Raw genomic sequence first — 26,059 nt, forward strand, 5'->3', positions numbered from 1 at the left:
GCGCAGAGCGGTTTGCCATGTGGAAGACCGTGGGCGTAGTGTCCACATCGTGGACGAATCGACGAAGGCCGGGCGTTCGATCCCGGGCGCGCAGTCGGTGGCGCGTGCGGCGCAGCTGCTGCGCCTGGTCACGTCGTCAGGGGGTGAGGGGATGTCGGTGGTCGACCTCTCCCGGAAGGCCGACCTCACCCGTCCCACCACGCACCGGCTGCTGACCGCCCTGCGCCACGAGGGCCTCGTCGACCAGGACGACCGCACGGGCCGCTGGATGCCAGGACCGGAGCTGTACCTGATGGGGTCGGTGGCGGCATCCCGCTACGACATCACCGGCATCGCCCGCGACATCGTGCGGTCCCTCGCGGTCCGCACCGAGGAGAGCGCGTTCCTCTCGGTGCGCCGGGGAGACGAAACCGTGTGCCTCCTTCGCGAGGAGGGCAGCTTCCCGATCCGCTCGTTCGTGCTGTCGGAGGGCGTCCGGTTCCCCCTCGGCGTGGCCTCGGCCGGGCTGGCGATCCTCGCGTTCCTCCCGCCCCACGATGTGGACGCCTACCTGGAGCGTCACCCTGGGCTCCCGCAGGCGTGGGGCGCGTCGCACGGCGAGAAGCGCCTGCGGGCGCGCCTGCGCGACACCCACGAGCGCGGCTACGCGGTCAACCCCGGACTCATCGTCGAGGGCAGCTGGGGACTGGGCGCCGCCGTGTTCACGCGGGAGGGTCATCCGCAGTGGGCGCTGAGCCTCACCGGGGTCGAGTTCCGCTTCGGACCCGAGCGACTGCCCGAGCTCGGCCGCACGCTGCTCGCGCACGCCCACCAGCTCACGACGCGCATCGCCGCCGCACGCTAGACCTGGGCCGCTTCGAGCTCCTGCCGCACCACCGCCGCGACGGCGTCGGCGCCGTCGGGCGACATCACGATCGTGTAGTGGTTGAACCGGTCGAGGCGCTCGTGGCGCACCGTGGGACTCGCGGCGAGCACGCGGGCGAGGTGCTCCGGCGCATAGAGGCCGGGCTCCTCGTTCTGCAGTCCGCGCGGGGCCGTCAGCATGCGGACGGGATGCCGCAGCCCGGCCAGCGCGTCGGTCAGGCTCGTCCCGGTGTTCATGTCGAGCGTGTCGTCGGCGGTCGTCTCGTAGCTCGTCGCGGGTCGCAGCGCGCCCGCCCCGTCGTCGACCAGGTCGTAGGCGAGGTACGCCTCGAGCTCGGGGGTCCAGTCGCTCCGGAACGCCGGGTGGCCGCGCCAGAACTCCAGGTACTCCCCCGGGTCGGCGAACCGCATCGAGAGCCGGGCCGCCGTGGGTCCGAGAATGCCCGCGACCAGCGCGTCGGTGTCGATCCCGGCGGGCACGTCCAGCGGAAGACCGCCGTCCACCAGCACGAGCCGCGACACGCGCTCGGGGTGGAAGTGCGCGAAGACGACGGCCACGAAGGCGCCCATCGAGTGCCCGACCACGACGATGCGCTCGATGCCGAGGGCGTCGAGCGCCGCCGCGAGGTCGTCGGCGTGCGCGCGCATGCCCGCGGGCCCCACCAGCCCGTTGCTGGCACCCCGGCCGCGCAGGTCGGGCGCGATCGCCCGCACCCCCGGCAGCCGGTCGACCACGAAGGGCCATGCGAGGTGCGAGGAGGTCACGCCGTGGATCAGCAGCACGTCCGCTTCGGCTGGCCCGGCGGTCGTCGGATCCCATACCGCGAGGCGCAGGTCACCGCCCGCGACGGGCACGTCGACCGTGCGATACGTGTGGCCGGTGCGGGTCTGAGCCGAGGTCATCGCGCCGTCCATCCGCCGTCCATCGTGTAGGACGCGCCGGTGACCATGCCCGACTTGTCCGACACGAGCCAGCCGGCGAGCGAAGCGACTTCATCGGCCTCCACCAGGCGTTTGACGGCCGTCTCGGTCAGCATGATCCGCTCGACGACCTCGCTCTCCGGGATGCCGTGCACCGCCGCCTGATCAGCGATCTGCTTCTCGACCAGCGGCGTGCGCACGTACGCCGGATTGATGCAGTTGCTCGTCACCCCGTGCGCGGCGCCCTCGAGCGCTGTGACCTTCGAGAGACCCTCGAGTCCGTGCTTGGCGGCGACGTAGGCGGACTTGAACGCGCTCGCGCGCAGTCCGTGGGCGCTCGAGATGTTCACCACGCGCCCCCACCCCTTGTCGTACATGCCCGGCAGCGCCGCGCGCACCAGCAAGAAGGGCGACTCGAGCATCAGCCGAAGGAGCAGCCGGAACGCTTCGGGATCGAACTCCGTGATGGGGCTGACCCGCTGAATTCCGGCGTTGTTGACGAGGATGTCGACGTCGAGCGAGAGGTCGTCGAGGGCGGCGGTGTCGGAGAGGTCCACCACCCACGACTCGCCGCCGACGTCCGCAGCCGCTGCGGTGGCGGCATCCGCGTTCAGATCCGCGATGATCACGTGCGCTCCGCGCCGCGCGAACTCATGGGCGCACGCGAGCCCGATGCCGCTCGCGCCGCCCGTCACGAGGGCGCGCTTGCCCGCCAGATCCTGCTCGGCCATCACTTCGGTCCTTCCGGCTGCGCCGTCCTCGGCGCGAGAGCGTTGTCGATGAGTCGGGTCATGCCGTCGAAGACGACGGGGTCGAGCTGCGCGGGCGGACGCCCGTCGGCGTCGCGCTCCCACAGCAGGAACCGCATGCCGATGAGCTCGCCCATTCCCATGAGCGCCCACGCGGTGGTCTCGGGATCGAGCGCGCGGTCCACGTCGCCGACGTCCTGCGCCGCGCGCAGACCGGCCTCGTACCCCTCGACGATGCGGGTGTAGTGCAGCCGCAGCACCTCGGGAGAGACGAACTCGGCCTCGCGGACCACCCGGTAGAGGGCCGGATGCTCGGCCGTGAAGCGGAAGAATCCCGCGAAGCCCGCCCGCTCGGCGTCGAGGCGCGATGACGCGCCTTCCATCGCCTCCGACATCGAGTGGCGGACGCGGCGGTTGAGGTCGATGACGAGCGCCTCGAAGATCGACTGCTTGCTGTCGAAGTACAGATAGAACGTGCCGAGGCCGATGCCCGCACGCTCGGTGATCTTGACGATGGATGCCTCGTGGTAGCCCTGCTCGGCGAACACGACTTCGGCCGCCTCCAGCAGCCGTCGGCGCGTGGCTTCGCCCCGCTTGGTCAGCGGGCGGCCGGTCGCCGGCGAGACGAGCTCGGTCTCGTCGTCGACCATTCCGTCGGGAAGCGTCATGGCGCCACCCCTTCCGTCTCATGATCGGACGCCGTCGCCCGATCCCCCTCGATGAGCCGTCGCGCCCGGTCGCGCAGCCGCGATCGTGCGAGCTTCTCGATCGTCGCGCGCGGGAGCGCCTCGACGAACTCCACCCGTGCCGGCACCTTGAACCCGGCGAGGTTGCGCCGCGCGTGCGCCAGCACCTCGTCCGTCGACAGCGCGGCCCCCGGAGCGGGCACGACGAATGCCACGCCCCGCTCCCCCCACACCGGATCGGGCACGCCGACGACCGCAGCCGCCTCGATGAGCGGATGCAGCGTCAGCGCGTGCTCGACCTCGGCGGGCGCGACGTTCTCGCCGCCCGAGATGAAGATGTCCTTGATGCGGTCGACGATGCGCATGACGCCCTCTGCATCCCGATGCACCAGGTCGCCGGTGCGCAGCCACTCGCCGCTCATCGTGCGCTCCGTCGCCGCATCGTCGCCGAGGTAGCCCGCGAAGACGCTCGGCCCGCGCACCCACAGCTCGCCGGTCGCGTCGCCCTCGAGCGGAAGTGCCGTCTCGGGATCGACGATCCGCACCGAGACGTGCGGATACGGGCGTCCGACCGCGCCGGGATGCGCGGGGGCCTCGTCGGCGGGCAGGTGCAGCACGTTGGGCGCGGCTTCGGTGAGTCCATAGCCCTGAGTGAGCGGGATGCCGCGACCCGTCCACTCCTCCTGGAGCCACGCCGGCATCGTGGCGCCGCCGACGAGCGCGAGCCGGAGGGACGAAGCATCCGTCGTCTTCCACGCCCGATCCGACGCGAGGAGCGCATACTGCGTCGGCACGCCCATCATCGCGGTCACCCTGCGCTCGGCGATGAGCTGCAGGACGCGCGCGGGCTGGAACGAGCGCTCGAGCACGACCGTCGCGCCGACCCACCAGGCCAGCAGCGGCTGGCAGTTCCACGCGGCCACATGGAACTGCGGCAGCATCGCGAGCACGACGTCGTCGTGCGTCAGCGGCAGCGCCTGGGCCAGCGCGAGGTTGTTCCAGAAGCAGTTGGCGTGAGTGAGTACGACGCCCTTGGGTGCTGCCTCACTGCCGGACGTGAACACCACCAGCAGCGGGTCGTCGTCCTGCACGGGGCGACGCGGCCTCGGCGATCGCGACGGCACGACCGTCGCCTCGACCTCGGTCGTTCCCAGGACGGCGACGGGGAGCACACGGTGCAGGCTCCGCAGCGCCTCGCCCGCGAGCGCGGCGTGCTCGTCCTCTACGAGCACCAGGACGGGATCGGCGCGGTCGAGCTGGTCGCCGAGCTCGCGCGGTGTCAGCCGCCACGACAGCGGGACGAACGCGATGCCCGCGAGCGCGCACGCGAAGAACGCCACGACGTGGTCGGTCGAGTTTCCCGAGACGGTGGCGATGCGGTCGCCCGGTCCGTATCCCGCGTGCCGCAGTCCGTCGGCGAGGGCGGCCGCGCGGCCGGCCAGGGTCTCATAGTCGGTGGTCACCCCGCGGTCGTCGACGGCGATGCGCAGCGGAGAGCGCGACGCACGGTCGATGAGCCAGCGCCCGATCGTGTGCGCGCCGTCCTCGTACTCGGCGGGCCACGTCATGCGCGCACCTCTGCCGGCGCGTCCGCCGCCTCGTCGTCAAGGGTGCGCAGCGTGCCGCGCGCCTTCTCACCACGGCGGCGCCGAACGCCGGCGTCGATCGTGCCCGCGATCCCGCCCGGCAGGAACATCACCACGAGGATGAAGAGGACGCCGAGAATGAACAGCGGCTCAGACAGCGGCACGCGCAGCACGTCGGGGAGCCCGGCGACGGCGTCGGAGCCGGCGAGGACGGTCAGTCGCTGGTCGAGCAGCGTGTACAGCACACCGCCAACGATGGCACCCCACCGGAACCCGACGCCACCGAGGACGACCATGACGAGGATCGTGATCGTGAGGTCGGCCGACACCGCCCGAGGCACGGTGCCCGACTGCAGGAGCATGTAGGCCACGCCGGCGAGGCTCGCGAGCACCGCGGCGATCACGAACACGAGCAGGCGCACGCGATACGGCGAGAGACCGAGCACACGCACGCGCTGCTCGTTCTCGCGGGTGGCGCGGGCGAGGTGCCCGAGCCGCGACGTGTCGACCCACAGCGTCACCAGGTACACCACGACGAGCACCGTCAGCGCGAACCAGTACAGGTTGCGGGTGTTGATCACGCCGATGAGGAAGTCGGGCACGAGGTCGGTCTCGAGGCCGAGCCCTTCCTCGCCCCCGGTGATCTGCGAGTTGCGGCGCACCAGCACCGATCCCGCCTGCGCGAACGCGAGGGTGACCATCGCGAACGGGATGCCCGAGACCCGCATCGACACCGCGCCGGTGACGAGCGCGATCAGCATGCCCCCGATCAGTGCGATGAAGACGCCGGGCCACAGTGGTACCCCGAAGTGCTCGAGCGCGATGCCCAGCCCGTACGCACCGGCGCCGAAGTACAGGGCGTGGCCGAACGACAGCATCCCACCGGAGCCGAGCAGCAGGTTGTACGAGAGCGCGAGCGCCGCGAACACCATGCACAGCGACAGCAGCGCGAGGGTGCCCGGCATGTACGTCGGCGTCGGAAGGATTCCGGGAAGCGACAGGTTCAGCATCGGCAGCAGGGCCATGAACCCGACGAGGACGACGCCGGCGATCGCCGGGACGAACCGGCGCAGGCGGCCGGTGGTGGTCGTGTCGGCGCTCATGCCTTCTTCCCCAGGAGTCCGGCCGGGCGCACCAGCAGCACCACGGCGAGGAGGATGACGACGATGAAGTCGCCGGTTCCTCCGAGATAGAAGTTCGCGAACTGCTGCAGGACGGCGACGAGGACGGATGCCACGGCCGCGCCGGTCAGCGAGCCGAGACCTCCGACCACGGTGACGATGAACGCGAAGATCAGCAGTGTCGCCCCGAGATGCGCCGACACGAACGTGGAGTAGTGCATCGCGAGCACTCCCCCGATGCCGGCCGCGGCGCCGCCGATCGCGAACACGAGGGTGAACGAGCGGCGCACGTCGATGCCGAGCGCGGTCACCATCGACCGGTTCTCGACGCCGGCGCGGATGATCATGCCGTAGCGCGTGCGCTTGAGGAAGAGCACGAGGGCGGCCAGCACCAGCGCCGCGGCGATCATCAGCACCCAGTAGGTGTTGGGGATGCGCGCGCCGAGCACGTTGGTCGTCTGGGTGAGCCACGGCGGACCGCTGATGTGGATGGGGTCGGTGCCCCAGATCCCCTCGAACAGCGCGACGGCGGCGAACGAGAGGCCTACTGTGACGAGCACCTGCTCGATGTGCCGCTCGTACAGCGGCCGGATCAGGACGAGCTCGGTGAGGGTCGCGAACACGGCGCCGACACCGGCTCCGACGAGCACCGAGAGCAGGAAGGAGCCCCACGACTCCGTGCCCAGCGCCTGCGCCACCGTCCAGCCGATGAAGGCGCTCAGGGTCAAGAAGGCGCCGTGCGCGAAGTTGAGGACGTGCATGAGCCCGTAGATGAGGCTGAGCCCGCTGGCGACCAGGAAGTACAGGGCGCCGAGGCCGACGCCGGTGATCAGAGTGAGGACGAGGGTGCTCATGCGCGACCGCCCTCCGTCTCGTGTGAGGGGCTCTGCTCGGCATGCACTCCGAGAAGCCGCCGGGTGAGGTCGTCGTCGTCGAGGATCTCGCGGGCCTTTCCGATGTGGACGACGCGGCCGCCGCCGATGACGACGGCCGTGTCGGCGAGGCGGCGGACCACCTCGAGGTTCTGTTCGACGAGGAGGATCGGCACGGTGTGCGCCGCCTCCTCGAGGGCATCCGCCACCTCGGCGACGATCCTGGGCGCGAGGCCCTTCGTCGGCTCGTCCACGAGCAGCAGGCGGTTGTCGTTGATCAGTGCCCGCGCGACGGACACCATCTGCTGCTGACCACCCGAGAGCGTTCCGGCCGGCTGGTCGCGCCGGGCGACGAGGTCGGGGAAGAGCTCGGCGACGAACTCGCGGCGAGGCGCGCGCTGGCGCTCGGCCAGCGCGAGGTTCTCCGCCACGGTCAGCGACGAGAAGATCTCGCGATCCTCGGGAACGTAGCCGACGCCCTTGCGCACGATCCGGTGGGTGGGAAGGCCGTCGATGCGCTCACCTGCCAGACGCACCTCGCCGCGGCGATGGATGAGACCCAGGATGCCGCGCAGCGTCGAGGTCTTTCCCACGCCGTTCCGGCCGAGCACGGCCGTGATGCCCGTGGCGGGCATCTCGAAGGTGACGTCCTCGACGACCTGCTGGCCGGCGATCGAGCACCGCAGGCCGGTGACGGTCAGGATGGGATCCATCACGCGGCCCCCGTCCCGAGGTAGGCGCTCTGAACGAGCGGGTTCGCCATCACGTTCTGCGGCGTGTCGTAGGCGATGATCGAGCCGAAGTACATCACCGCCACCTTGTCGACCAGGCCCATCAGGACGTCGATGTGATGCTCGACCATGAGCACGGTGCAGCCCTTCTCCCGGTGGAGGTCGCGGATGTTGCCGACGAGCCCGTCGACGTCTCCCGACCCGACGCCGGCCATCGGCTCGTCGAGCAGCACGATGCTCGTCTCGGTCGCCAGCAGCACGGCGATCTCGAGCTTGCGCTTGTCGCCGTGAGAGATGTCGCCCGCAGCCGCGTCGCGCTTGTGACCGAGCCCGACGGCCTCGAGCTTCTCGAGGGCGAGCTCGGTCGCGGCGTCCGCTCGCCGGGGGAACCGCAGGAGCGACCCCGAGCCGCCCAGCGACACCTGCGCCGCGAGACGCACGTTCTCGAGCACCGAGAGCCGCGGGAAGAGGCTCGAGGTCTGGAAGGTGCGTCCCAATCCCGCCCGCGCCCTGGCGGGCACGGACGCCGTGGTGATGTCGTCCCCGTCGAGCAGGACCTGCCCGGCGGTGGGCTTCAGGAGACCGGAGACCACGTTGAACAGCGTGGTCTTGCCGGCTCCGTTCGGCCCGATGACGCCCACGAGCGAGCCCGCGGCGATATCGAGGTCGACATCCTTGAGGATCGTCGCGCCGCCGATCTGAAGGCCGAGGCCTGCGACCTGCAACCGTGAGCCGCGGGTGGCGGTCGGCGCGGACGGGACGGGAGTGCTCATCGTTCGGTGCTGCTCCGGTTCACTCGGCGGCTTCGGCCGGCGCGACGTCGTCGGCCGAGACCGTGTCGACGAGCTCGGGCACGAAAGCACCGCCGTCGGCGACGAGCTTGACCTGGTACATCTCCTGGATGAGGGCGTGGTCGCCCTCGCGCACGGTCATGGTGCCCTTCGGGCCCTCGAACTCGAAGCCCTCGAGCGCCCCGACCATCGCGTCGACGTCGCCGGCGCCCTCTTGGATCGCGTGGACGATCATGATGGCCGCGTTGAACCCGTCGGGACTGAAGAGATCCACCGTGCCGCCGGCTCCCTCGATGGCCTCGACCATCGCGGTGTTCACGTCGTTGTCGGGAGCGCCCGGGAAGTAGTGGTTCAGGAAGTTGATCTTCTCGGATGCCTCGCCATACGCCCCGAAGGTCGCCGCGTCGCCGAGCCCGGTGACCACGGGGATCTCGTCGAGCACGCCCTGCTGGCTCAGCGCCTGCCACATCGCACCCGAGGTGGCACCGGCCCACGCCACGAAGACGAGGTCGGGCGCGCCGGTGAGGATCTGCTGCGCGAACGGCGTGAACTCGGTCGCGTCCTCGGCGACGAGCACCGAGTTCACCGTCGCGCCCTGACCGCCGAGGATCGCCTCGACCGCGGCGACGTTGCCCTGGCCGAACGCGTTGTCCTGAGCGAAGACCGTGATCTTGCGACCTTCGATGTCGTCGAGGAACGTTCCGGCGGTGGCCACGTCCTGAGCGCTCTGGCGTCCGGAGCGGAAGGTGTAGTCGTTGATGCCGGTGAGGGCGTCGGCGGCTGCCGGCCCTGAGATGTAGAGCACCTTGTTCTGCTCGGCCTGCTCGGCGACCGCCAGAGCGACGCCCGACGAGGCGGTGCCGGCGATGATGTTCACGCCTTCGCCGATCAGCTCCTTGACGACCGTCACCGCCTTGTCGGGGTCGCCCGCGTCGTCCATGTACTCGACGTTGATCGTCGTGCCGTCGATCTCGCCCGTGCCGTCGGTGGCGTAGTCGAGTCCTGCCTTGAACGCGTCGAGGTACTGCTTGCCGTAGCCCGCGAGAGGGCCGGACTCGCTGGTGACGACGCCGACCGTGACCTCGGCAGGACCATCGCCGCCGTCGGACGGGGCGCCGCCCGGCTCGGTCTGCGGCGCGCACGCCGCCAGGAAGATCGCGGCCGTGGCGACCACAGACCCCAGGAGCAACTTCTTCGAAACCCGCATGTGCGTGCCTTTCACCGTTGGAAGGTTCGGGTGCCCGGATCCGGGCGTACCTGAAATCCGATTCAGGTAGTGGTAAATGTACGAAGCGCGTGGCTCGCGGTCAAGTCGAGGCGGACGTGCGGGCCGCGTCGTTATCGAATCGGGACCGAGCCAGCCCCTCCCGCCCCCGGTCGTTGAGCGAGCGAAGCGAGACGAAACGCCCCACCCCTGACGCTCACCTCAAGTACGCGTCCACGAGCAGCGTCCCCCGAATCTCACGCAGAACGTCGACGAGCCGTTCCAGGCCCCGACGCCCGATCGACGAGAGCTGCAAGTCGAACGGGCCGAGCGGCTCCAGCCGCCCGGTTCGAATGCGCACGACCTCCCACCCGGCGCTGCGCAGGGTGCGGTCCTTGCGTCGGTCGGCATCCTCCCGCTTGCCGACGTGCTCGAGCCCGTGCCGGCCGGTGCTGTCGTATTCGATTGCGACGCGAAGCTCGGGCAGGAGGATGTCGGGCCAGACCTCGAGGTGGTCGAAGAACGGGCGCGACACCCGCACGGCGTTGAGCCCGGTGGTCACCTCCAACCGCGCGAACACGTCGACGCGGAGCTGCGCCTCGACGGCCGACGCGGGTCGCGGCGCGCATAAGCTGGCGAACGGCTCGCCGGTCGGCAGGTCGGGCGTCTTCGGGCACAGCGCGCGAAGCGGGCGCGGAGGCTTCGCGCGTCGGGGCGCGGCCACGGGGCGACCGAGGGTCGCGACCGGGGCGCGCGCAGCTGTCGAGCACTCCGGGCACCAGGCCGAGCGGCGGCGCTCGCGTCCGGGGCGGTTGCGCTGCTCCGCCGGTGTCGCGGCGAAGCAGTGCCCGGCTTCGCACTGCCACAGGAGAAGCACGTCGGCCGCCGGCGGGATCTGCGTGAGCGTGATCCCGGCGTTGAGCTCGGGGTGGTACTGGCGGATGAGCGCGGGGTACGGCGCCCACGCCTCGCGGTAGGTGCCGACGGCGTACGGCACGTCGGCACCGCGCGAGAACTGGCGCCTCGCCCACCACAGTTCGACCCGCTCCGCCATGCCGGCACGTTAGCGCCGACCTCCCCCATCGGATGTCGGTGGTCGCGCCGTACGCTGGATCATCGGCCGGCGGAGGGGAAGCCGGCCAGGTGACGAAGAACAGGCGCTACGAGGCGCACTACGACGCGCTCAACGATCAGCGCATCGCGCAGACTGCGGCGCATCTGTCCCCTTGCACACTCCCGAGCACGGCCTACGGCCCCGAGCCGATCCGGTGGGCGCCGCGCGACCGCCAGCCCGCGGTGTGGGCATGGATCAGCTGGAAGGATGCTCCGGCCAGCCGTGTCGCCGCGGTGGCGGCCGGCTGGAACGACCGCGTTGTGATCGTCGAGTGGGAGGCGGCGGGCGGCCGTCGGAGCGTCGTGGTGTGGCGCAACGCCGTCTCCCGGCGCTGAGGCGCTGCTGCCCCGAGACGAGGAAAGAGCGGCCCGTCCGGGACCGCTCTGCTCTGTGGTGCACCCCCTGGGACTTGAACCCAGAACCCACTGATTAAGAGTCAGTTGCTCTGCCGATTGAGCTAGAGGTGCGTGATTCGCAAGAGGCGAACCGAGGGTCAACATTAGCATCACGATTGCGTCACCGGAAATCGAGGCCACCGTGAGCCGGATATCCTTGTCGGTGTGACCTCCCCCTCGTCGACGCCGCTCTTCAACGCGCCGTTCGAGGGCGATCTGCAGCCCGATCTCGAGCTCGCATTGCAGCTCGCGGATGCCGCGGACGCAGCATCCATGAGTCGCTTCGATGCGGCAGATCTCGAAGTGAACCTCAAGGCCGACGCGAGTCACGTGACCGAGGCCGACCTGGCGACCGAGCGGGCGATCCGCGCCGTGCTCCAGACCGAGCGACCCTCCGACGGAGTGTTCGGCGAAGAGTACGGCGTCACCGGCGACTCGCATCGGCAGTGGATCATCGACCCGATCGACGGCACCGCCAACTACCTCAAAGGCATCCCGATGTGGACGACGCTCATCGCGCTCGCGATCGACGGCGTTCCCCGCGTCGGTGTCGCCAGCCAGCCCGCCATCGGACGGCGATGGTGGGCGGCGACCGGCCTCGGCGCATGGACCAACACGCCATCGGGTGAGCCGCGCCGCCTCGCCGTCTCGTCCGTCGACTCGATCGCCGCCTCCAGCGTCAGCTTCCAGAGCATGGGCCAGTGGCGGGATGCCGGCAAGCTGGGCGCGCTCGAGCGTCTCACTTCGTCGGTCTGGCGCGATCGCGGCTACGGCGACACCTGGCCGTACATGCTCCTCGCCGAGGGGCGCCTCGAGTTCGTGGCGGAGTTCGGCGTGAAAGAGTACGACATCGCCGCGCTCGTCCCCATCGTCACCGAGGCCGGCGGCCGCTTCACCTCGTTCGACGGCCACGACTCGCTCTCGGAGCGCTCCTCGCTCGCCACCAACGGCGTGCTGCACGACGACTTCCTCCAGCTCCTGCACGCCAACGGCTGATCCCCTTCCGCCCGATCCCCTCCCCCGGAGACCGCACGATGATCCCCCCACGTCACCGTCTCGGCGCCGGCGCCGCGTTCGTCCTCGCCGCCACGGTGCTGCTGACCGCCTGCGCGGCGAGCCCCCCGGCCGCCGCGCCCAGCGGTCCACCCACTCCCGCCGCGACCACACCGCCGCCCGAACCATCGAGCACGCCCGCGCCCGAGCCGTCGCCCGACGACGACCCCACGTGCGAGACGCTCATCGGCGAGTCCGTCGTCGCGGACTTCCAGAGCCTGGGCTGGACATCGCAGGCGGAGCCGTTCTACATCGGCAGCTTCGAGGTCGCCGAGGGGCTCCAATGCGTCTGGGCCGACTTCGAAGGCCCCGCAGGTGACCACGGGCAGATGTTCGGGTGGGCCCGCATCTCCGAAGAGGACGCCACGTCGACGCAGGCGGAGCTCGTCCGGCAGGGGTGGATCCGGGAAGAAGGACCCGAGGGCGTCTACATCACTGAGAGCTCCGACACCACGGTCGCGACCGACGATGAGGGCTACGGCATGACGTACTTGTTCGCCGCAGGGTGGGTCAAGCTCGCCGACACCAAGCAGGGCCTGCTGCTCATCGAGTGGCCGAAGGGCTGACAGCGGAAGGCGGAGGGCTGATCTGTTCTGAGCAGATCGCCCTCCGCCTCCTTCACCAGCGGGTCGTCACACGCGGGGGTAGGGACCTCTGGGAGAGGTGACGTATGTCGGCCTCCGGACGTCGCCGTGGGGTTGGCGAGAGTTCCGGTGCCTGGGGGTAGCAGACCAGCGGCTTCGCCATCGCCGCCGATCAGGCCCTGGCCTGCCGGTGACAGCTCGACGTTCGAGACATCGGCTGCGGTCGTGAGTTCGGGTTGAAAGCAGTGGGTGAGTAGCCCGCTGCCCCCGGGGACCCGAGAGGGTCACCCGGAGGCAGCGGACGTTCTCGTTATGGTGCTGGCGGAGTAGCCGCCACAGGGCTGGTGCTGTTCGCAACCACGAACTGCTGCGCTTCCGAGCCGTCCTGGTAGCCGACCGTTACACGGATCCAGCGGCCGAGGTCGGCGTTAGTCGGAGCGTAGACGTTGTTCGTCTGCGGCGGCAGGTAGCCAGTCCAGTCCGCCTCGGTGGCGGTTGCGGGATCGACTGCGGAGGACTCCCAGAGGTACGTGAGCACGGTCTCCTCGAAGATGCCATCCGGGTCCGTCGGGCTCCCCGCCGCGATCGGCTGTCCTACCGATGGTGCGGCGACCGTGAAGGTCAGTGCACCGTTGAATTGGACATCCGCCACCTGTGCGGTCGACACGGCACGTTCCGCGGTGCGGAACTCACCGTCCGCGGCGAGGTAGCTCACCGTGACCCTCAGGAACTGGCCGACCGCCTCCTGCGTGGGGACGTACGTCGGAGACACCTGGTTCAGCGACAGCACCTCCCACTCGCTGACGGTGTCGACCGTGTCACCCTCGCCGGCCCACCACGTGTAGCGGACGTTGGTGGCGCCCGCGTCGACGTCCTCGGTCCACGGGATGGTGCGAGCCGCGTCGCTCCAGAGGAGCGCCGTCACCGGCCCGCCCTCGGTCGGCGTCGTGGGCTGCATCGTCGCGAACGCCGTCTGGACACAGGAGACCAGTTGACCGTTGACGATGTTGGCGCAGCCGTCTGCGAACTGCAGACGCTCGAACCCGCGGAGGACGTCGACGCCGTCGCTCTCCTCGGCCTCCTGCACCGCCGTGTGCTCGACCCGCCAGTAGCCGGATCCCGCGAAGCCCATCTCCGTCACCGTGTAGGCGTCGAAGACGTCGTTGTACTGCGCGATGTCCAGCGAGGCCGGGTTGGTGTCGTACGTGATGTCACGGACGATGTCGATCGCGCCCGGGTTCAGCGTTCCGGCGAACACGGCGGCCTGCAGCTGCGAAGCACTGTTGAAGTACTGGTAGTTGCCTTCGGTACCCGTCCGGAGACGCACGCGGAGCATCGCGTCGCCGTCGAGGTAGTCGTTGCCGCCACGTCCTTCGATCGTGTCGTTTCCGGGACCGCCGATCATCACCTTGTGGACACCGTCCGCGTCGATCTCAGGAGCGTCGCGCATGATCGGGAGCGTGAAGTCCCCGATTGCCACGCCGTTCACGACCGGCTTCAGCATGTCCTCGAAGCCGTCGACCAGGTCGAGCGATGCCTGCGTTGCCTTGTGGAGCGGGAGCTCGCTGACCGTCGTCGCGTCGTCCGGCTCTTTGATGGGCCCCCGCAGGGTGTCGTTCCCCGATCCGCCGGACAGCGCCTCCAGGAGGTCGTAACGCGACGCAAGCTGGTTCTGCGTCTCGAAGACCGCGTTGAAGGACCAGTCCGAGGTGACGTTCGCCGTCTGACCGTAGTAGGTCAGCCAGTCGAACCCGAGGTTGCCCAGGTGACGGTCGGTGCCGACGGCAGCTCCGACGATGATGTCGTCGCCGCCCTCGCCCTCGATGTCGTCGTTTCCGAGCTTGCCGATGACCACGTCGTTGCCACCCAGAGTGTCGTTCTGGGCCTGATCGGCGTTGTCTCCCTGGAGGAGGTCGGCGTGGCTGGATCCTTCGACCCAGTCATCGTGCTCACCGCCGAAGACCGTGGTGCGACCGGAGGTTCCGAGAACGATGTCGTCGCCCAGCCCGGCGAAGATCGTCGAACCGTCACCGCCACCGTTCATCACGAAGTCGTCTCCGCTGCCGGCGATCCCGAGGTCAACACCGGGTCCGACGTTCATCGCGTCGTTGCCCTGCTTGCCCTTCAGGTTGTCGTCACCGAACGAATCCGTGAGGATGTCGTCACCCTTGCCGCCGACGAGCGCGTCGTTACCCGACCCGCCCTCGATGCGGTCGTTGCCTTCGTAGCCCCAGATCGAGTCGTCACCCTCGTCACCCCGGATGTTGTCGTTGTTCGGGGTGCCGTGGATCTCGACGTGCTCATCACCCTGCCAACGCCACTGTCCGCTGATCAGGCTGAGTCCCGGCTCGCGCTGGGCCGCCGGCAGGGCTGCCTGCTCGGCGATGTCGAGCACCGGATCCTGCAGAGCGAAGATGTCGGCCGGCAGGTGCGACGCATCCGTATTGCGCTGGATGATGTCCGAGAACGTGTTGCCCTCGAGAGCGGCAAACAGTTGCTCTCCCTGGTTGCGGAACAGGTAGTAGAACCGGTCACCGAACTGGAGGTTCTCCAGCTGCGTCTCGAACACGAAGTTGAACGTCGATCCGAGCATTCCGCCGAACGGATCGAGCCGTTCTGCCAGTCCGCCCATCCAGAAGTCCACGTTGTTCAGGCCGGTCTCCTTGTTCGCCCACGCGCCGGTGCTGAACATGAAGTTCAGTCGGTCGGCCGGCGGGCTGAGTGGCTCGGGTGCGAAGGCAGCGAGAGCCGCCTCGACTCCGGTGCTGACGACGCCGGTACCACCCAGGATGAAGATCCGTCCGGGGTTGAGCTCGCCGATCATCTGCCGAAGCGCCGGCGTGAGACCCGTCGGCGGAACGAGCAGAAGCGGAGCGCCGTTGACACCTGCCGCCGGGGTCGCCGTCAGCGCGTCGGGGAAGTTGGCCCCCGTTGCGAGGTACAGCGTCTCCGCTCCGTTCGGGAAGAAGTGATCCACGATGCTCATCGCCGTCTCGTAGCGAGTGGCACCACCGAGGCGCACGACCCTTCCGTCCGTGTAACTGCGCAGCTGGCTCGCGACCTGCGACGACACCGCACCGGTGCCACCGAGGACCACGATCTCCGTCGCGTCGAGCCGCGCCAGGGCGGTGCGGGTCGCTGCGGGGATGGAGTTGCGGTGAACGAGCAGAATCGCCGCTCCCTGATCCGCCGCGACTGCCGCGCCGGCGAGGGCGTCCGGGAAGTTCATGCCGTCGGCGATGAACACCCGGCGTCCGGGCTCGAGCTGTTGCGAGATCTTCGCCGCCGTCTCGAACCGGTCCGCCCCCGCGATGCGGGTCGTCGGTGCGATCGCCTTGTAGGAAGCGAGCGCCTTCGGTCCGACGACACCCGCGCCACCGAGGATCACGATCCGCTGGGGATCGAGGTTCTGCAGTGCGAGGCGCGTCGCGAGCGGGATCTCACCCGTGTCGTTCGGCGCTGCCAGCAGCACCGGTCCTCCCGTCTGCGCGGCGAGCGGGCCGCCCGCCAGCGCGTCGGGGAAGTTGTTTCCGCGTGAGATGTACACGACGGGAACCGGTGCCTGGAAGTTGCGCTCCGCGATGGCCTGAGCCGTCTCGTAACGGTCTGTTCCAGCAAGCCGCACCACGAACTCCTCGCCCAGGGGCGCACCGTTCACGAGCAGCGAAGCGGCGTTGCGCTTGTCGTCCAGCGAAACAGCGTTCTGGACGCTCGGGTGCGTGCCGTAGGCAGCGACGAAGTTGACCAGCGACGCCTTCTCGCCGGCTCGACCGAAGTTGTTGCCGTTCTTGATGTTCCGACCGAAGTCGTCCCAGCTCGTGTACGGAGCAAGGCTCGGCTCGTTCGTCGCCTCGAAGAACGTGCGACGCGCTTCCTGCAGCGGCGGGATGCCGACATCGCGTCCGCGCAGCAGGTTGAGCGTCGGCAGGTCGAGCGGAAGCCCCAGCAAGTTGTTGCGAAGGACGTCGACCACGTGCTCATCGATCTGGCTGCCGATGCGCGAGGTCATGCCGTTGACGAGCGTGCCGGTCGCCTCCTCAGGAGTGAGTTGTCCGCCCATGTCGAACAGCTCCGGTGCGAGGAAGCCCGAGAGCAGCGGCACATCGCCCCTGCCATCCGGCTGGATCAGTCCTGATCCGCCCTCCTGCAGCGGCTCGCGGCCGATCTCCTCCGTCATCATCGAGTGCCCGAAGCGGTAGACCACGTGGGCGAACTCGGCGGTGATGGCGGCGTTGACACCCGCGTTGTAGCTGTTCTCGTTGAAGACCACAGCATCGATCGTCGGGACGACCTTGCGTGCGAACTCCTCGAACACGAGGTGCTGGTACTGCATCTCGGTCGCGAACTTCGCGGCCTGGAAGAGGCGCTCCTCGTACGACCAGTCGTCCGCGGTACCGGCCACCGGGGCCGCTTCGGGGTTGTTCGCGGGGACGTACCCGGGGAGCTGGTCCTCGGGACGGTCGGACGAGTAGGAGTGGGTCTCGCCGCGGAACGCCGCCGCGAACTCTTCGATTCCACCTCGCTCGTTCGAGTCCTGCGCCACCAGGTCCTCCGTGCCGGGAGCCTGCTCGAGGAGCCGCTCGATCTGGCCCACCATGCGGTTGTGCTCGGCGTGGAAGACCGCGTGCACCGCCGTGAGGCCGATGTTCTCGTTCACACGGCCGTCACCCGCGATGAAGTGCTCGTCGAGCGTCGCGTTGTCGTAGCCCGTCAGGATGGGCCGGCCGTTCGCGTCGAGCCGAGGCGTGCCGTCCGGGTTGAACCGCGGCTCCAGGTCACCGTTGGCGCCGACGACGGGCGTCGAGCCGTGCGCGATGTCATCGAGGAACGCGTGGCCGGTGCCGAGCACGTTAGCGGGCACGGGCGTGCCGGCTGCGCTGCCCTCGACGAAGCCGCCACCTTCAACGATGAACTGCGGGTAGCCGTTGTCGCCGCGGACGAAGTTGCCGTACGGGTCCACCAGCACCTGCGGGATGTCGAGCAGGTCGGCGTCGGTGATCTCGAGGCCCAGGACCTCAGCCGCCTGTGCCTTGACATCGCGCCACTTCGCCATGCCGCCGTTCTCGCCTTCGATCAGACGACCGGTGGCCTGAGGGCCCTGCGCGGACGGGATGTACTCGCGCAGGAACACCTGGTGCGCCGGGTGCGACGAGTAGGTCTGGTTCTGGTCGATGAACGGCGACGTCAGGTTCTTGTGCTCCGTGCCGTCCTCGATGCGCGACGCCCGCGAGAGCGTGATGAAGTTCGCATCGGGGTTGCAGTCGACCTCGGGACCGTCGGGGTCGTTCACGTTCGGACGCGTTCCGTCGGCCGGGCAGTAGAGCGGGTCGCCCACTGCCAGCGGGACGACCATGCTGCCGCTGCCGGCCTTGCCGACCAGGTCGAGGCCGTGGTCGAAGAACTGGCCGAAGAAGCCCATGAACGTGTTGAACGGGGCCGACAGCTCCTCGTCCGGAGCGGTGTTCGGGATGTTCACGCGGTTGGTTCCCGGAACGGCGACGCCCGTGCCGGCCTCGAGGTGGTTCTCGATCGCCGGGTTGTTCAGGGTCTGGTCGACGATCAGGTTGCTGATCTCACGCGGCTGGCTGTCGTACACGATGCCGTCGGTCTGCAGGTAGCAGGTCGTGCCGGCTTCGCACATCGCCGTCTGCGCAGGAGTGTTCGGGTCGAACTCGAGGTTGGCGACCTCGGGCTCCGCCTGGCGCCACTCCGGCTCGAGGAGCCGCGGGAACGGGTTGTCGGTCGCGCCGTACTCGGTCGCGAGCAGGTTGTTGTAGCTGCCGTCGACCGTGCGGACGCCGGCGGGCTTCATCACGTCGGAGACGCAGTTCTGCGCGGCCACGCCCTGATCGGGACAGTACAGCTCGTAGTTGGACGGATTGGTCTGGTCGGCCGCGTGGGCCTCCGAGATCTGGATCTGACGCAGGATGAACTCCAGGTCGTTCTGCGTCAGAACGAACGATGGATCGTCGTCAGTGACCGCCACCGCCGGTGTGGGTGGTGGCGCGAGTATCAGTGTCACCACCATGGCGACGGCGGCGATCAGCGCGACGAGAATCGCGCGCGCTGACCGCCCTTCCCCAGTTGATCCGACGATTGAACGTGCGTGAGCGTTCATGCCCCAGCCTCCATGCGGACGAGCGCCCGCATCCCCAGTCCATGACGGCGACGTTCCCCATTTGATCGCCCCGCCGCAACCGCCTGGCAAGCGGTTACAGTCCGGTTCTACTCCTGCGTTCAGCGAGCGTCAAGTTAAGATTCAGTCAATTTCCAGCTTGCTCGACGCACGGCGAACGACGAACACCCCTGACATCCGCGGGGTGACTGGGATCGCAGGGGGTCAGACCGAAACGCGCTCGGCGACCTCTGGTGCCGGCTGAGGAGCATCACGGCGCGACAGAGCGCTGGGCCACCACGTGCGGGCGCCGAGGTCGTACGCGAGCGCAGGGACGAGCAGAGTGCGCACGACGAAGGTGTCCAGCAGCACGCCGAACGCGACGATGAACGCGATCTGGGCCAGGAACAGCAGCGGGAGGATCCCCAGCGCGGCGAAGGTGGCGGCCAGGACGATGCCGGCCGACGTGATCACCCCTCCGGTGAACACCAGACTTCGCAGCACCCCCTCCCGTGCGCCGTGGAGGAGGGACTCCTCCCTGGCTCGCGTCATCAGGAAGATGTTGTAGTCCACGCCCAGCGCGATCAGGAACACGAAGGCGAACAGCGGCACGGTGGGATCGGCTCCGCCGAAGCCGAAGACCACGTTGAAGACGATCGCCGAGACGCCCAGCGCCGCGGCATACGACAGCGCGACGCTGCCCACCACGAGGAGAGGTGCCACGACCGATCTCAGCAGGAGCACCAGCAGCCCGAAGACGCACAGGAGCACGAGGGGCACGATCAGGGTCCGATCGACGATCGCGGCCGCGTTCGCATCGACGTCGATCGCCGTCTGGCCCCCCACGAGGAGGTCCTTCCCGACATCGTCGAGCGCACCGCGCAGCTCGCGGACGGTCTCTTCCGCCGCCGGCGTGTCGGCCGCATCGGTCAGCGTCACCTCGAGCAGGATCTGATCGTCGACCACGAGCGGTGCGGGAGGTATGCCCGCTCCCGCGGCGAACGGCTGGATGCCGGCGGCCGTGATCGGCGCAGGACCTCCCAGCGTGGCGATGCGGACGGAGTCCACGCCGGGTACGGCGAGGATCGCCTCGGTGGCAACCAGCATCCGCTCGGTGTCCACGATGACGACGGCGGGTGTGCCCGCGCCGGCCGGATAGTGCTCGGCGATGACCGCCAGCCCGTCCCTCGCCTGCGACTCCCCCATCACGTACTCGCTCGAGGGCGAGCCGTCCGCTCGCAGCTGGGTCAGCCCGAGCGACATCACGACGAGCACGAGAGCCGTCACCACCCAGACCACGCGATGGCGGCCGGCGATGAGCCGCGCGAGGCGCGCCCACACGCTGTCCCCGGCCAGCACGTCGTCCTCGACGACGGCGCGACCGGAGAATGCCGCGACCTTGCGTGGCCAGAACGCGCGGCGCCCCGCCCACAGCAGCAGCGCGGGCAGCATCGTGAACGACGCGAGCAGTGCGAAGACGATTCCGATCGAGGCGATGGGCCCGAGGGTGCGGTTCGAATCGAGCTGGCTGACCAGCAGCACCATGAGCGCGACGATGACCGTGAGCCCCGATGCGAGGATGGGCTGCCAGGAGCGCTTCAGCGCGGCCCAGGTTGCCTCCCACTTCGACTCCCTCCGCCTGAGCTCCTCGATGTAGCGGGAGATGTACAGCAGCGCGTAGTTCGTCGTGGCGCCGACCACGAGGATCAGCAGGATGCCTTGGGTCTGGCCCGCGAGGAGGATGGCGCCCGAGCGCGCGAGCCCCGACACGACGATCACCGACCCGCACAGGGCGGCCAGGCTCGTGGAGAGCACGATCACCGGCAGGAGCGGGGATCGGTAGACGACGACGAGGATCAGGAAGACGGCGCCGAGCGCGACCAGCAGGAGCAGCCCGTCGATGCCCGAGAAGGCGGCGATGATGTCGGCGGCGAACCCGGCCGGGCCCGTGATGTACACGGCAGCCGCCTCCGGCACGGCCGTCTGCAGCCCTGCGCGCAGTCCGGCGACGGACTCGTCCAGCTCGCCTGCGGAGTCGAGGGGGATCACCATCTCGGCCGCGAGCCGGTCCTCGGCCACGATCAGCGGGGTGGCGTTGAAAATGAAGACGCCGTCGATGGCGCCGACCCGCTGGACCGCGCGTTCGATGAGAGGCGCCGCGTGGTCATCCAGCGGTTCGTCGAACGCGAAGACGGCGACCGCATACGTGAAGCCCTGCTCCCGGAAGTCGTTCTGCACCTCGTTGACCTGCGTCGACTCGGCGGAGTTCGGCAGGAACTGCACGCGGTCGTTCGTGCCCAGGTCGTTGAGCTGGCTGAACATGCGTCCGCCCACGAGCAGCACCAGGAGCCACACCGCGATGATGACGGCCGTCACCGCCACTCGCTTCTTCCGTGACCAGTGCAGCACTCGCGAACGATCCCCAACCATGGGTGTCAACTTAGGCCATCCGGCATCCATCCGCTCAAGTGAATCTTTCGAGATGCTCAACATTTCCTCAGGCCGAGTCTCGAGAGGTCACGGACGGGCGGCAAGAGACCGCTGCAGCGCGTTCTCAGCGGCCGGCGGCGCGCAGTTCGTCCCGCCAGTCGGGAGGAACGCGATCGGCCGGACCCGGCACCGGCTGGGCGTCGGGCCTGCTGGTGGGAGGCGCCAGCCCGGGGCCGTCGGCCCACTCGCCCGCCGCGTAGTCCCACCACCAGTCCTCACCGGGCTCGAAGCTCTGGACCAGGCGGTGCCCCGTCTCCCTCGCGTGGGCCGAGGCGTGCTGTCCGAGCGACGAGTCGCAGCATCCGATGTGCCCGCACGCGGCGCAGCGACGAAGATGCAGCCACCAGCCGCCGAGGTCCTCGCACTCGGCACAGCCGGTGCCGCTGGGCGCGGCGGTCACGTCGATGTCGTCGGCCACGAAGATTCTCCTGAGGGTGATGCGGGCGGGTCAGAACGCGAGCGCGCGGTGCACGGAGGCGACGGCGCTCGAGCCTTCGCCCACGGCCGCCGCCACGCGCTTCATGGATCCTCGGCGCACGTCGCCGGCGGCGAACACCCGCGGGACAGAGGTCTCGAACGGGAGGGGCTCGCGGCCGAGGCGCTGCCACTGCGCGAGCGACTGCGCGGCGATGTCGGTGCCCGTCCGGAGAAAGCCGTCCGCATCGCGGTCGAGCGTCGACAGCCAGCCGGTCGCCGGGTCGGCTCCGATGAAGCAGAAGAGACCGCGGGCGTCGACGTCACCCAGGCTGTCGATCCGAACGCGCTCGAGTGCCGCTCGCCCGTCCAGGCCGACGACGTTCGCGCCGGTGTGCACCTGCACGCGCGGCTCCTCCATCAGCCGGTCCACGAGATAGGAGGACATCCGGCCGCCGAGCTCGGACCCGCGCACGACGAGGTGGACGGGGCAGCCGTTCGCAGCGAGATAGAGGGATGCCTGCCCCGCCGAGTTCGCACCCCCGACGACGACCACCGGAGACTCCATCACCTGGCGCAGCTCGAGCTGTGTTGCCGCGTAATAGATGCCGGAGCGCTCGAAGTCGGTCCAGCGCTCCAGATCGAGCCGACGGTAGGCCGCGCCCGACGTGACGATCGCGCTGCGGGCCCGGATGACCCGGCCGTCGGCGAGCGTCACGTCGAGCTGACGGTCCTCGACGGGGTCGAGCTTGACCGCCTCGCAGGGTGCGTAGACGCGCACCCCGAACTTGAGCGCCTGCAGGCTCGCCTGCCCGATGAGGTCGCCCCCGCTCACGCCGAACGGGAAGCCGAGGAAGTTCTCGATGCGGGCGGTCGAGGCCGCCTGTCCTCCCGGCGCCACCGCGTCCAGCAGCACCGTGCTCAGACCTTCGGATGCGCCGTAGATCGCGGCCGCGAGACCGGCCGGCCCTCCCCCGATCACCACGAGGTCGACGACCTCGTCTCCGTCCGCCTGATAGCTGAGCCCGAGGCGCTCGGCGACCAGCCCCGGCGTCGCCCGCGAGATCGGCTCGCCCTGGATGTACGCGATCGGCAGGTCGTCGGCGGTGACGCCGAACTCCTCGTGGACCCCCAGATCGTCGGGCGCCAGCGCCACGCTCTTGTGGACGAGGTCGAGCCGCTCGGCGAACCGCTGCAGCGCGAGGAAGTCGCCCGACGAGCTGCGCCCGACGAACTTGAGGGTCAGCGCTGCGGGGCCGCGTCGCAGCGACTCCCGCCGGGCCCAGAGCGCGTGCAGGATGATGTCGCACAGCTCGTCGTCCTCGGCCATGAGCCGACGCAGCTCCGCGCGCGAGACGCGCAGCACCCGGGTGGGAGTCGTCGCCCGCGCCGACAGGAACGCTCCCTGCCCGTTGAGCAGTCCCAGCTCTCCCACGAACGTCCGCGGGCCCGACCGTGCGAGCACTGCCTCCTCGATCCAGAACAGCGAATCGCGGACCACCTCGATCTCACCTTCGTCGACGAGGATGAGGTCGTAGTCGCGGTCGCCCGAGCGGAAGAGATAGTCCCCGGCGGCCACGTCCTCGGGAACTCCGAACCCGTGCAGGCGCTCCCACTGGGCGTCGGTCAGCACCGGACGCTGCACCGGGTCGAGGTCGGTCTCCATCGTCACGCTCCAGAAGTCTCCGGATCGGCGGTCATCGCGGGCTCGGCTCCGGCAGACAGCGCGCGGATGAGCGACTGCGCGTCGTACGGACCGGTGTGGCGGCGCCCGTTGATGAAGAGAGTCGGCACCGACGTGATGCCCATGGCTTCGGCATCCAGCATGTCGTCCTGCACTCGGCCGGTCACCTCCGGCGACGTGAGATCGCGCTCGAATCTGTCGACATCGAGGCCCAGGCCGCGGGCGAGACGCACGATGTCGGACGGTCGCTGGTTCTCCTGGTCGGCGAACAGCCCCCGCTCGAACTCGAAGAACTTCCCCTGCAGCGCCGCCGCTTCGGAGGCCTCGGCCCCGGCGAGCGCGTTCGGGTGGTACTGCGTCAGCGGCGCGTGCCGCCAGACGTACCGCAGACGGTCGCCGAGCTCTTCGTACACCTCGTGGATCGAGCCCGACGCCTTGAGGCAGAACCCGCACTGGAAGTCGCCGTACTCGACGACCGTGAAAGGCGCATCCGGCGAGCCGAAGATGTGGTCGCGCTTCGGGTCCACGGGGCGCAGGAGCGTCTGGCCCGGGTCGACGTCGGTCCGCACGGCGTCGGAGACGCGGAAGATGATCGTCGCCACGATGAACGCGATGACGGATGCCGCGAGCACGCCGACGCGCGCCTCATTCTGGGCGAGGTCGTCGTCGATCGCGAGGTCGACGATGAACAGCGAGATGGTGAAGCCGATGCCGCACAGCGCCGCACCGCCGGCGAGGCGATCGAGTGTCAGTCCGGGGCCGAACTCGCCCATGCGCATCATCTTCATGAGCGCCGCCGATCCGAACACGCCGATGAGCTTCCCCGCGACGAGTCCGGCGACGATGCCCCAGGTGAGCGACGAGGTCACCGCCGCTGCCAGGATCTCGGGGCTCAGCACCACTCCGGCGTTCGCGAGCGCGAACAGCGGCAGGATGACGTACGCGACATACGGCGCGTACGCGGACTGCAGCCGCTCGTTGATCGAGATCGACTCGCGCAGGCTGTTCGCCGCCGCACGCGCGTAATCGCTGTTCGGCGACTGCCGGAACGTGCGCGCGAGCTCGAGTGCGTGCTCGACGTCGCGACGGTCGGGCCGGTACACCGGCACCAGCAGGGCGATCGCGACGCCCGCCAGGGTCGGGTGCACGCCGGACGCGAGGAACGCGAGCCAGACGATGATCGACAGCGTCGCGTAGACCGGACCGCGACCGGTCGGGAGATAGCGCGTGAAGTACACGCCGACCAGACCCACCGCGGCGATCAGGAGTGGCAGCGGATTGAAGTTCTCCGTATAGACGAGCGCGATGATCGAGAGCGCGCCGATGTCGTCGACGACCGCGAGCGCGAGCAGGAAGACGCGCAGTCGCCCCGGCACGCGCGGGCCGATGAGCGCCAGAGCCCCCACGAGGAAGGCGGTGTCGGTCGAGATCACGATTCCCCACGCGTGCTCGAACCCCGAGCCCCACGCGACCAGCACGAACAGCAGCGCCGGGATCGCGAGTCCCGCGATCGCCGCGATCACCGGCACCATCGCGCGCGACCAGCTCGTGAGCTCGCCGATCGCGAACTCCCGCCGCACCTCGAGACCGACGGTGAAGAAGAAGATCGCCATGAGCGCATCGTTGACGAGGGCGTGCAGGGTGAAATCGAGCTGGAGATCGCCGACTCCCACCGTCAGATGGGTCTCCCAGAACGCCTCGTAGGACCCGGTCGCGAAGTTCGCCCAGACGATCGCGACGACCGTCGCGAGCAGCAGCAGCAGCGCTCCGATGCGGTTCTGGCCCATCGCGCGGATCTTGTCCGCGATGGAGCGGCGCGTGCGCGATCGCTCCGCCACCTGTTCGGGATCGGGCGATTGCTGGATGATCGTCAGATTCGCCATCGGTCGCGATTCTTGCACGTCCGCGGGGGTGCGCGGGCGGTCGAGCGGATGCCTCTTCCCGCGCACGCCGTGATGCCACAGCATCCGCGCACTCCGCAAGCCCCGAGCGTGACGCGGACGATCGGTATTCACTGAGCATGATGACCACGACACCGGGCCGTCCGCGCCCGCCTGAGAGAAGGAGAAGTGACATCATGACCGAACGCACTGCGCAGGATCGCGCGAAGCGCCCCCGCTCGATCGTCGCCGGCCCGTACGGGCATCCCTTCCACCCGATCCTCGTGACGATCCCGATCGGCACGTGGATCGCGAGCGTCGTGTTCGACATGATCGGCTTCGTGGCGGAAGACCCCACGCCCTACGTCATCGCGGCGCGCATCCTCATCCTCATCGGAATCATCGGGGCCCTGCTGGCGGCCGTCTTCGGATTCCTCGACTACACGCAGCTGGAGCGCGGCACGCCCGCGCACAAGACGGCGACCATCCACATGGCCCTCAACCTCGTCGTCACGGTGCTGTTCCTCGTCAACCTGCTCCTGCGGTGGAACGCCGACGACGACGAGGTGAGCGTCATCGGCTTCATCCTCGGTCTGATCGGAGTCGCCGCGCTCGGCGCGTCGGGCTGGCTCGGCGGCAAGCTCGCCTACCACTACGGCGTGCGCGTGGCGGATGAGCGCACGCAGAGCGAGGGCTTCCGCTGATCGACGTCATGTGACGCGTTCCTCCCGGTCGCCTGCGCGCGCCGGCGGGCGTTTCGAGCGCATTCGGCCGCCCCCGCGGCACGGTAGCGTCGGAGTGCGGG

Annotated in this window: 20 protein-coding genes and 1 tRNA gene; 5 read left to right on the top strand and 16 right to left on the bottom strand. The window is 69.3% G+C overall.

Going from position 1 to position 26,059, the window contains the following annotated elements; translation table 11 throughout:
* Positions 1-49 precede the first annotated feature (49 nt).
* Positions 50-844: an IclR family transcriptional regulator gene (locus JX005_RS13890; protein WP_214468157.1), complete on the top strand. Its 795-nt coding sequence runs from the start codon at positions 50-52 to the stop codon at positions 842-844.
* On the opposite strand, the gene JX005_RS13895 is transcribed toward JX005_RS13890, so the two are convergent.
* The 10 genes from JX005_RS13895 to JX005_RS13940 form a co-directional block, all read right to left on the bottom strand.
* On the bottom strand, positions 841-1,767 hold the full coding sequence (locus JX005_RS13895; protein ID WP_246533989.1) for an alpha/beta hydrolase: 927 nt from the start codon (positions 1,765-1,767) through the stop codon (positions 841-843). The two genes, JX005_RS13890 and JX005_RS13895, sit on opposite strands and share 4 nt — an antisense overlap.
* On the bottom strand, positions 1,764-2,516 hold the full coding sequence (locus tag JX005_RS13900; RefSeq protein ID WP_214468161.1) for a 3-hydroxybutyrate dehydrogenase: 753 nt from the start codon (positions 2,514-2,516) through the stop codon (positions 1,764-1,766). Before JX005_RS13900 ends, JX005_RS13895 begins: the two co-directional genes overlap by 4 nt.
* Entirely contained in the window at positions 2,516-3,202 is a 687-nt protein-coding gene (locus JX005_RS13905; RefSeq protein ID WP_214468163.1) for a TetR/AcrR family transcriptional regulator, read from the bottom strand. Before JX005_RS13905 ends, JX005_RS13900 begins: the two co-directional genes overlap by 1 nt.
* Positions 3,199-4,788 (bottom strand): class I adenylate-forming enzyme family protein, encoded by a 1,590-nt coding sequence (locus tag JX005_RS13910; RefSeq protein ID WP_214468164.1) that lies wholly within the window; start codon positions 4,786-4,788, stop codon positions 3,199-3,201. The genes JX005_RS13905 and JX005_RS13910 overlap by 4 nt, the downstream gene beginning before the upstream one ends.
* Entirely contained in the window at positions 4,785-5,909 is a 1,125-nt protein-coding gene (locus tag JX005_RS13915; protein ID WP_214468167.1) for a branched-chain amino acid ABC transporter permease, read from the bottom strand. The genes JX005_RS13910 and JX005_RS13915 overlap by 4 nt, the downstream gene beginning before the upstream one ends.
* Positions 5,906-6,781 (bottom strand): branched-chain amino acid ABC transporter permease, encoded by an 876-nt coding sequence (locus tag JX005_RS13920; protein WP_214468169.1) that lies wholly within the window; start codon positions 6,779-6,781, stop codon positions 5,906-5,908. The genes JX005_RS13915 and JX005_RS13920 overlap by 4 nt, the downstream gene beginning before the upstream one ends.
* Positions 6,778-7,512, bottom strand: a complete 735-nt coding sequence (locus JX005_RS13925) for an ABC transporter ATP-binding protein (RefSeq protein WP_214468308.1) — start codon at positions 7,510-7,512, stop codon at positions 6,778-6,780. Before JX005_RS13925 ends, JX005_RS13920 begins: the two co-directional genes overlap by 4 nt.
* Positions 7,512-8,303: an ABC transporter ATP-binding protein gene (locus JX005_RS13930; RefSeq protein WP_214468171.1), complete on the bottom strand. Its 792-nt coding sequence runs from the start codon at positions 8,301-8,303 to the stop codon at positions 7,512-7,514. Before JX005_RS13930 ends, JX005_RS13925 begins: the two co-directional genes overlap by 1 nt.
* Before the next feature lie 19 nt (positions 8,304-8,322).
* Entirely contained in the window at positions 8,323-9,528 is a 1,206-nt protein-coding gene (locus JX005_RS13935; protein ID WP_214468173.1) for a substrate-binding domain-containing protein, read from the bottom strand.
* Between the two features lie 214 nt (positions 9,529-9,742).
* On the bottom strand, positions 9,743-10,579 hold the full coding sequence (locus JX005_RS13940; RefSeq protein ID WP_214468175.1) for a zinc-ribbon domain-containing protein: 837 nt from the start codon (positions 10,577-10,579) through the stop codon (positions 9,743-9,745).
* A gap of 89 nt (positions 10,580-10,668) precedes the next feature.
* Here JX005_RS13940 and JX005_RS13945 point away from each other — a divergent pair, with 89 nt between their 5' ends.
* Positions 10,669-10,974, top strand: coding sequence for a hypothetical protein (locus JX005_RS13945; protein WP_214468177.1), 306 nt, complete (start codon positions 10,669-10,671; stop codon positions 10,972-10,974).
* A 56-nt stretch (positions 10,975-11,030) separates the two neighbouring features.
* Here JX005_RS13945 and JX005_RS13950 read toward each other — a convergent pair.
* Positions 11,031-11,106: transfer RNA gene (locus JX005_RS13950), tRNA-Lys, on the bottom strand.
* A gap of 93 nt (positions 11,107-11,199) precedes the next feature.
* On the opposite strand from JX005_RS13950, the gene JX005_RS13955 reads away from it, so the two are divergent.
* A complete protein-coding gene (locus JX005_RS13955; protein WP_214468179.1) occupies positions 11,200-12,030 on the top strand; it encodes an inositol monophosphatase family protein in 831 nt (276 codons plus the stop codon).
* 38 nt (positions 12,031-12,068) lie between these two features.
* Positions 12,069-12,653, top strand: a complete 585-nt coding sequence (locus JX005_RS13960) for a hypothetical protein (RefSeq protein ID WP_214468182.1) — start codon at positions 12,069-12,071, stop codon at positions 12,651-12,653.
* A 328-nt stretch (positions 12,654-12,981) separates the two neighbouring features.
* Here JX005_RS13960 and JX005_RS13965 read toward each other — a convergent pair whose 3' ends face one another.
* The 5 genes from JX005_RS13965 to nhaA all read right to left on the bottom strand — a co-directional run bounded on the left by JX005_RS13965 (position 12,982) and on the right by nhaA (position 25,257).
* A complete protein-coding gene (locus JX005_RS13965) occupies positions 12,982-18,657 on the bottom strand; it encodes a cell wall-binding repeat-containing protein (RefSeq protein ID WP_214468183.1) in 5,676 nt (1,891 codons plus the stop codon).
* A 354-nt stretch (positions 18,658-19,011) separates the two neighbouring features.
* Positions 19,012-21,162 (bottom strand): MMPL family transporter, encoded by a 2,151-nt coding sequence (locus JX005_RS13970; protein WP_307858596.1) that lies wholly within the window; start codon positions 21,160-21,162, stop codon positions 19,012-19,014.
* 178 nt (positions 21,163-21,340) lie between these two features.
* Entirely contained in the window at positions 21,341-21,694 is a 354-nt protein-coding gene (locus JX005_RS13975) for a UBP-type zinc finger domain-containing protein (RefSeq protein ID WP_214468187.1), read from the bottom strand.
* A 30-nt stretch (positions 21,695-21,724) separates the two neighbouring features.
* A complete protein-coding gene (locus tag JX005_RS13980; RefSeq protein ID WP_214468309.1) occupies positions 21,725-23,356 on the bottom strand; it encodes an FAD-dependent oxidoreductase in 1,632 nt (543 codons plus the stop codon).
* A gap of 2 nt (positions 23,357-23,358) precedes the next feature.
* Positions 23,359-25,257, bottom strand: a complete 1,899-nt coding sequence (gene nhaA, locus JX005_RS13985) for a Na+/H+ antiporter NhaA (RefSeq protein ID WP_214468189.1) — start codon at positions 25,255-25,257, stop codon at positions 23,359-23,361.
* A gap of 194 nt (positions 25,258-25,451) precedes the next feature.
* Here nhaA and JX005_RS13990 point away from each other — a divergent pair, with 194 nt between their 5' ends.
* Positions 25,452-25,958, top strand: a complete 507-nt coding sequence (locus JX005_RS13990; RefSeq protein WP_214468190.1) for a DUF2231 domain-containing protein — start codon at positions 25,452-25,454, stop codon at positions 25,956-25,958.
* Positions 25,959-26,059: the final 101 nt, after the last annotated feature.

This window comes from Microbacterium flavescens (genome assembly GCF_018588945.1).
Taxonomy (GTDB): domain Bacteria; phylum Actinomycetota; class Actinomycetes; order Actinomycetales; family Microbacteriaceae; genus Microbacterium; species Microbacterium flavescens.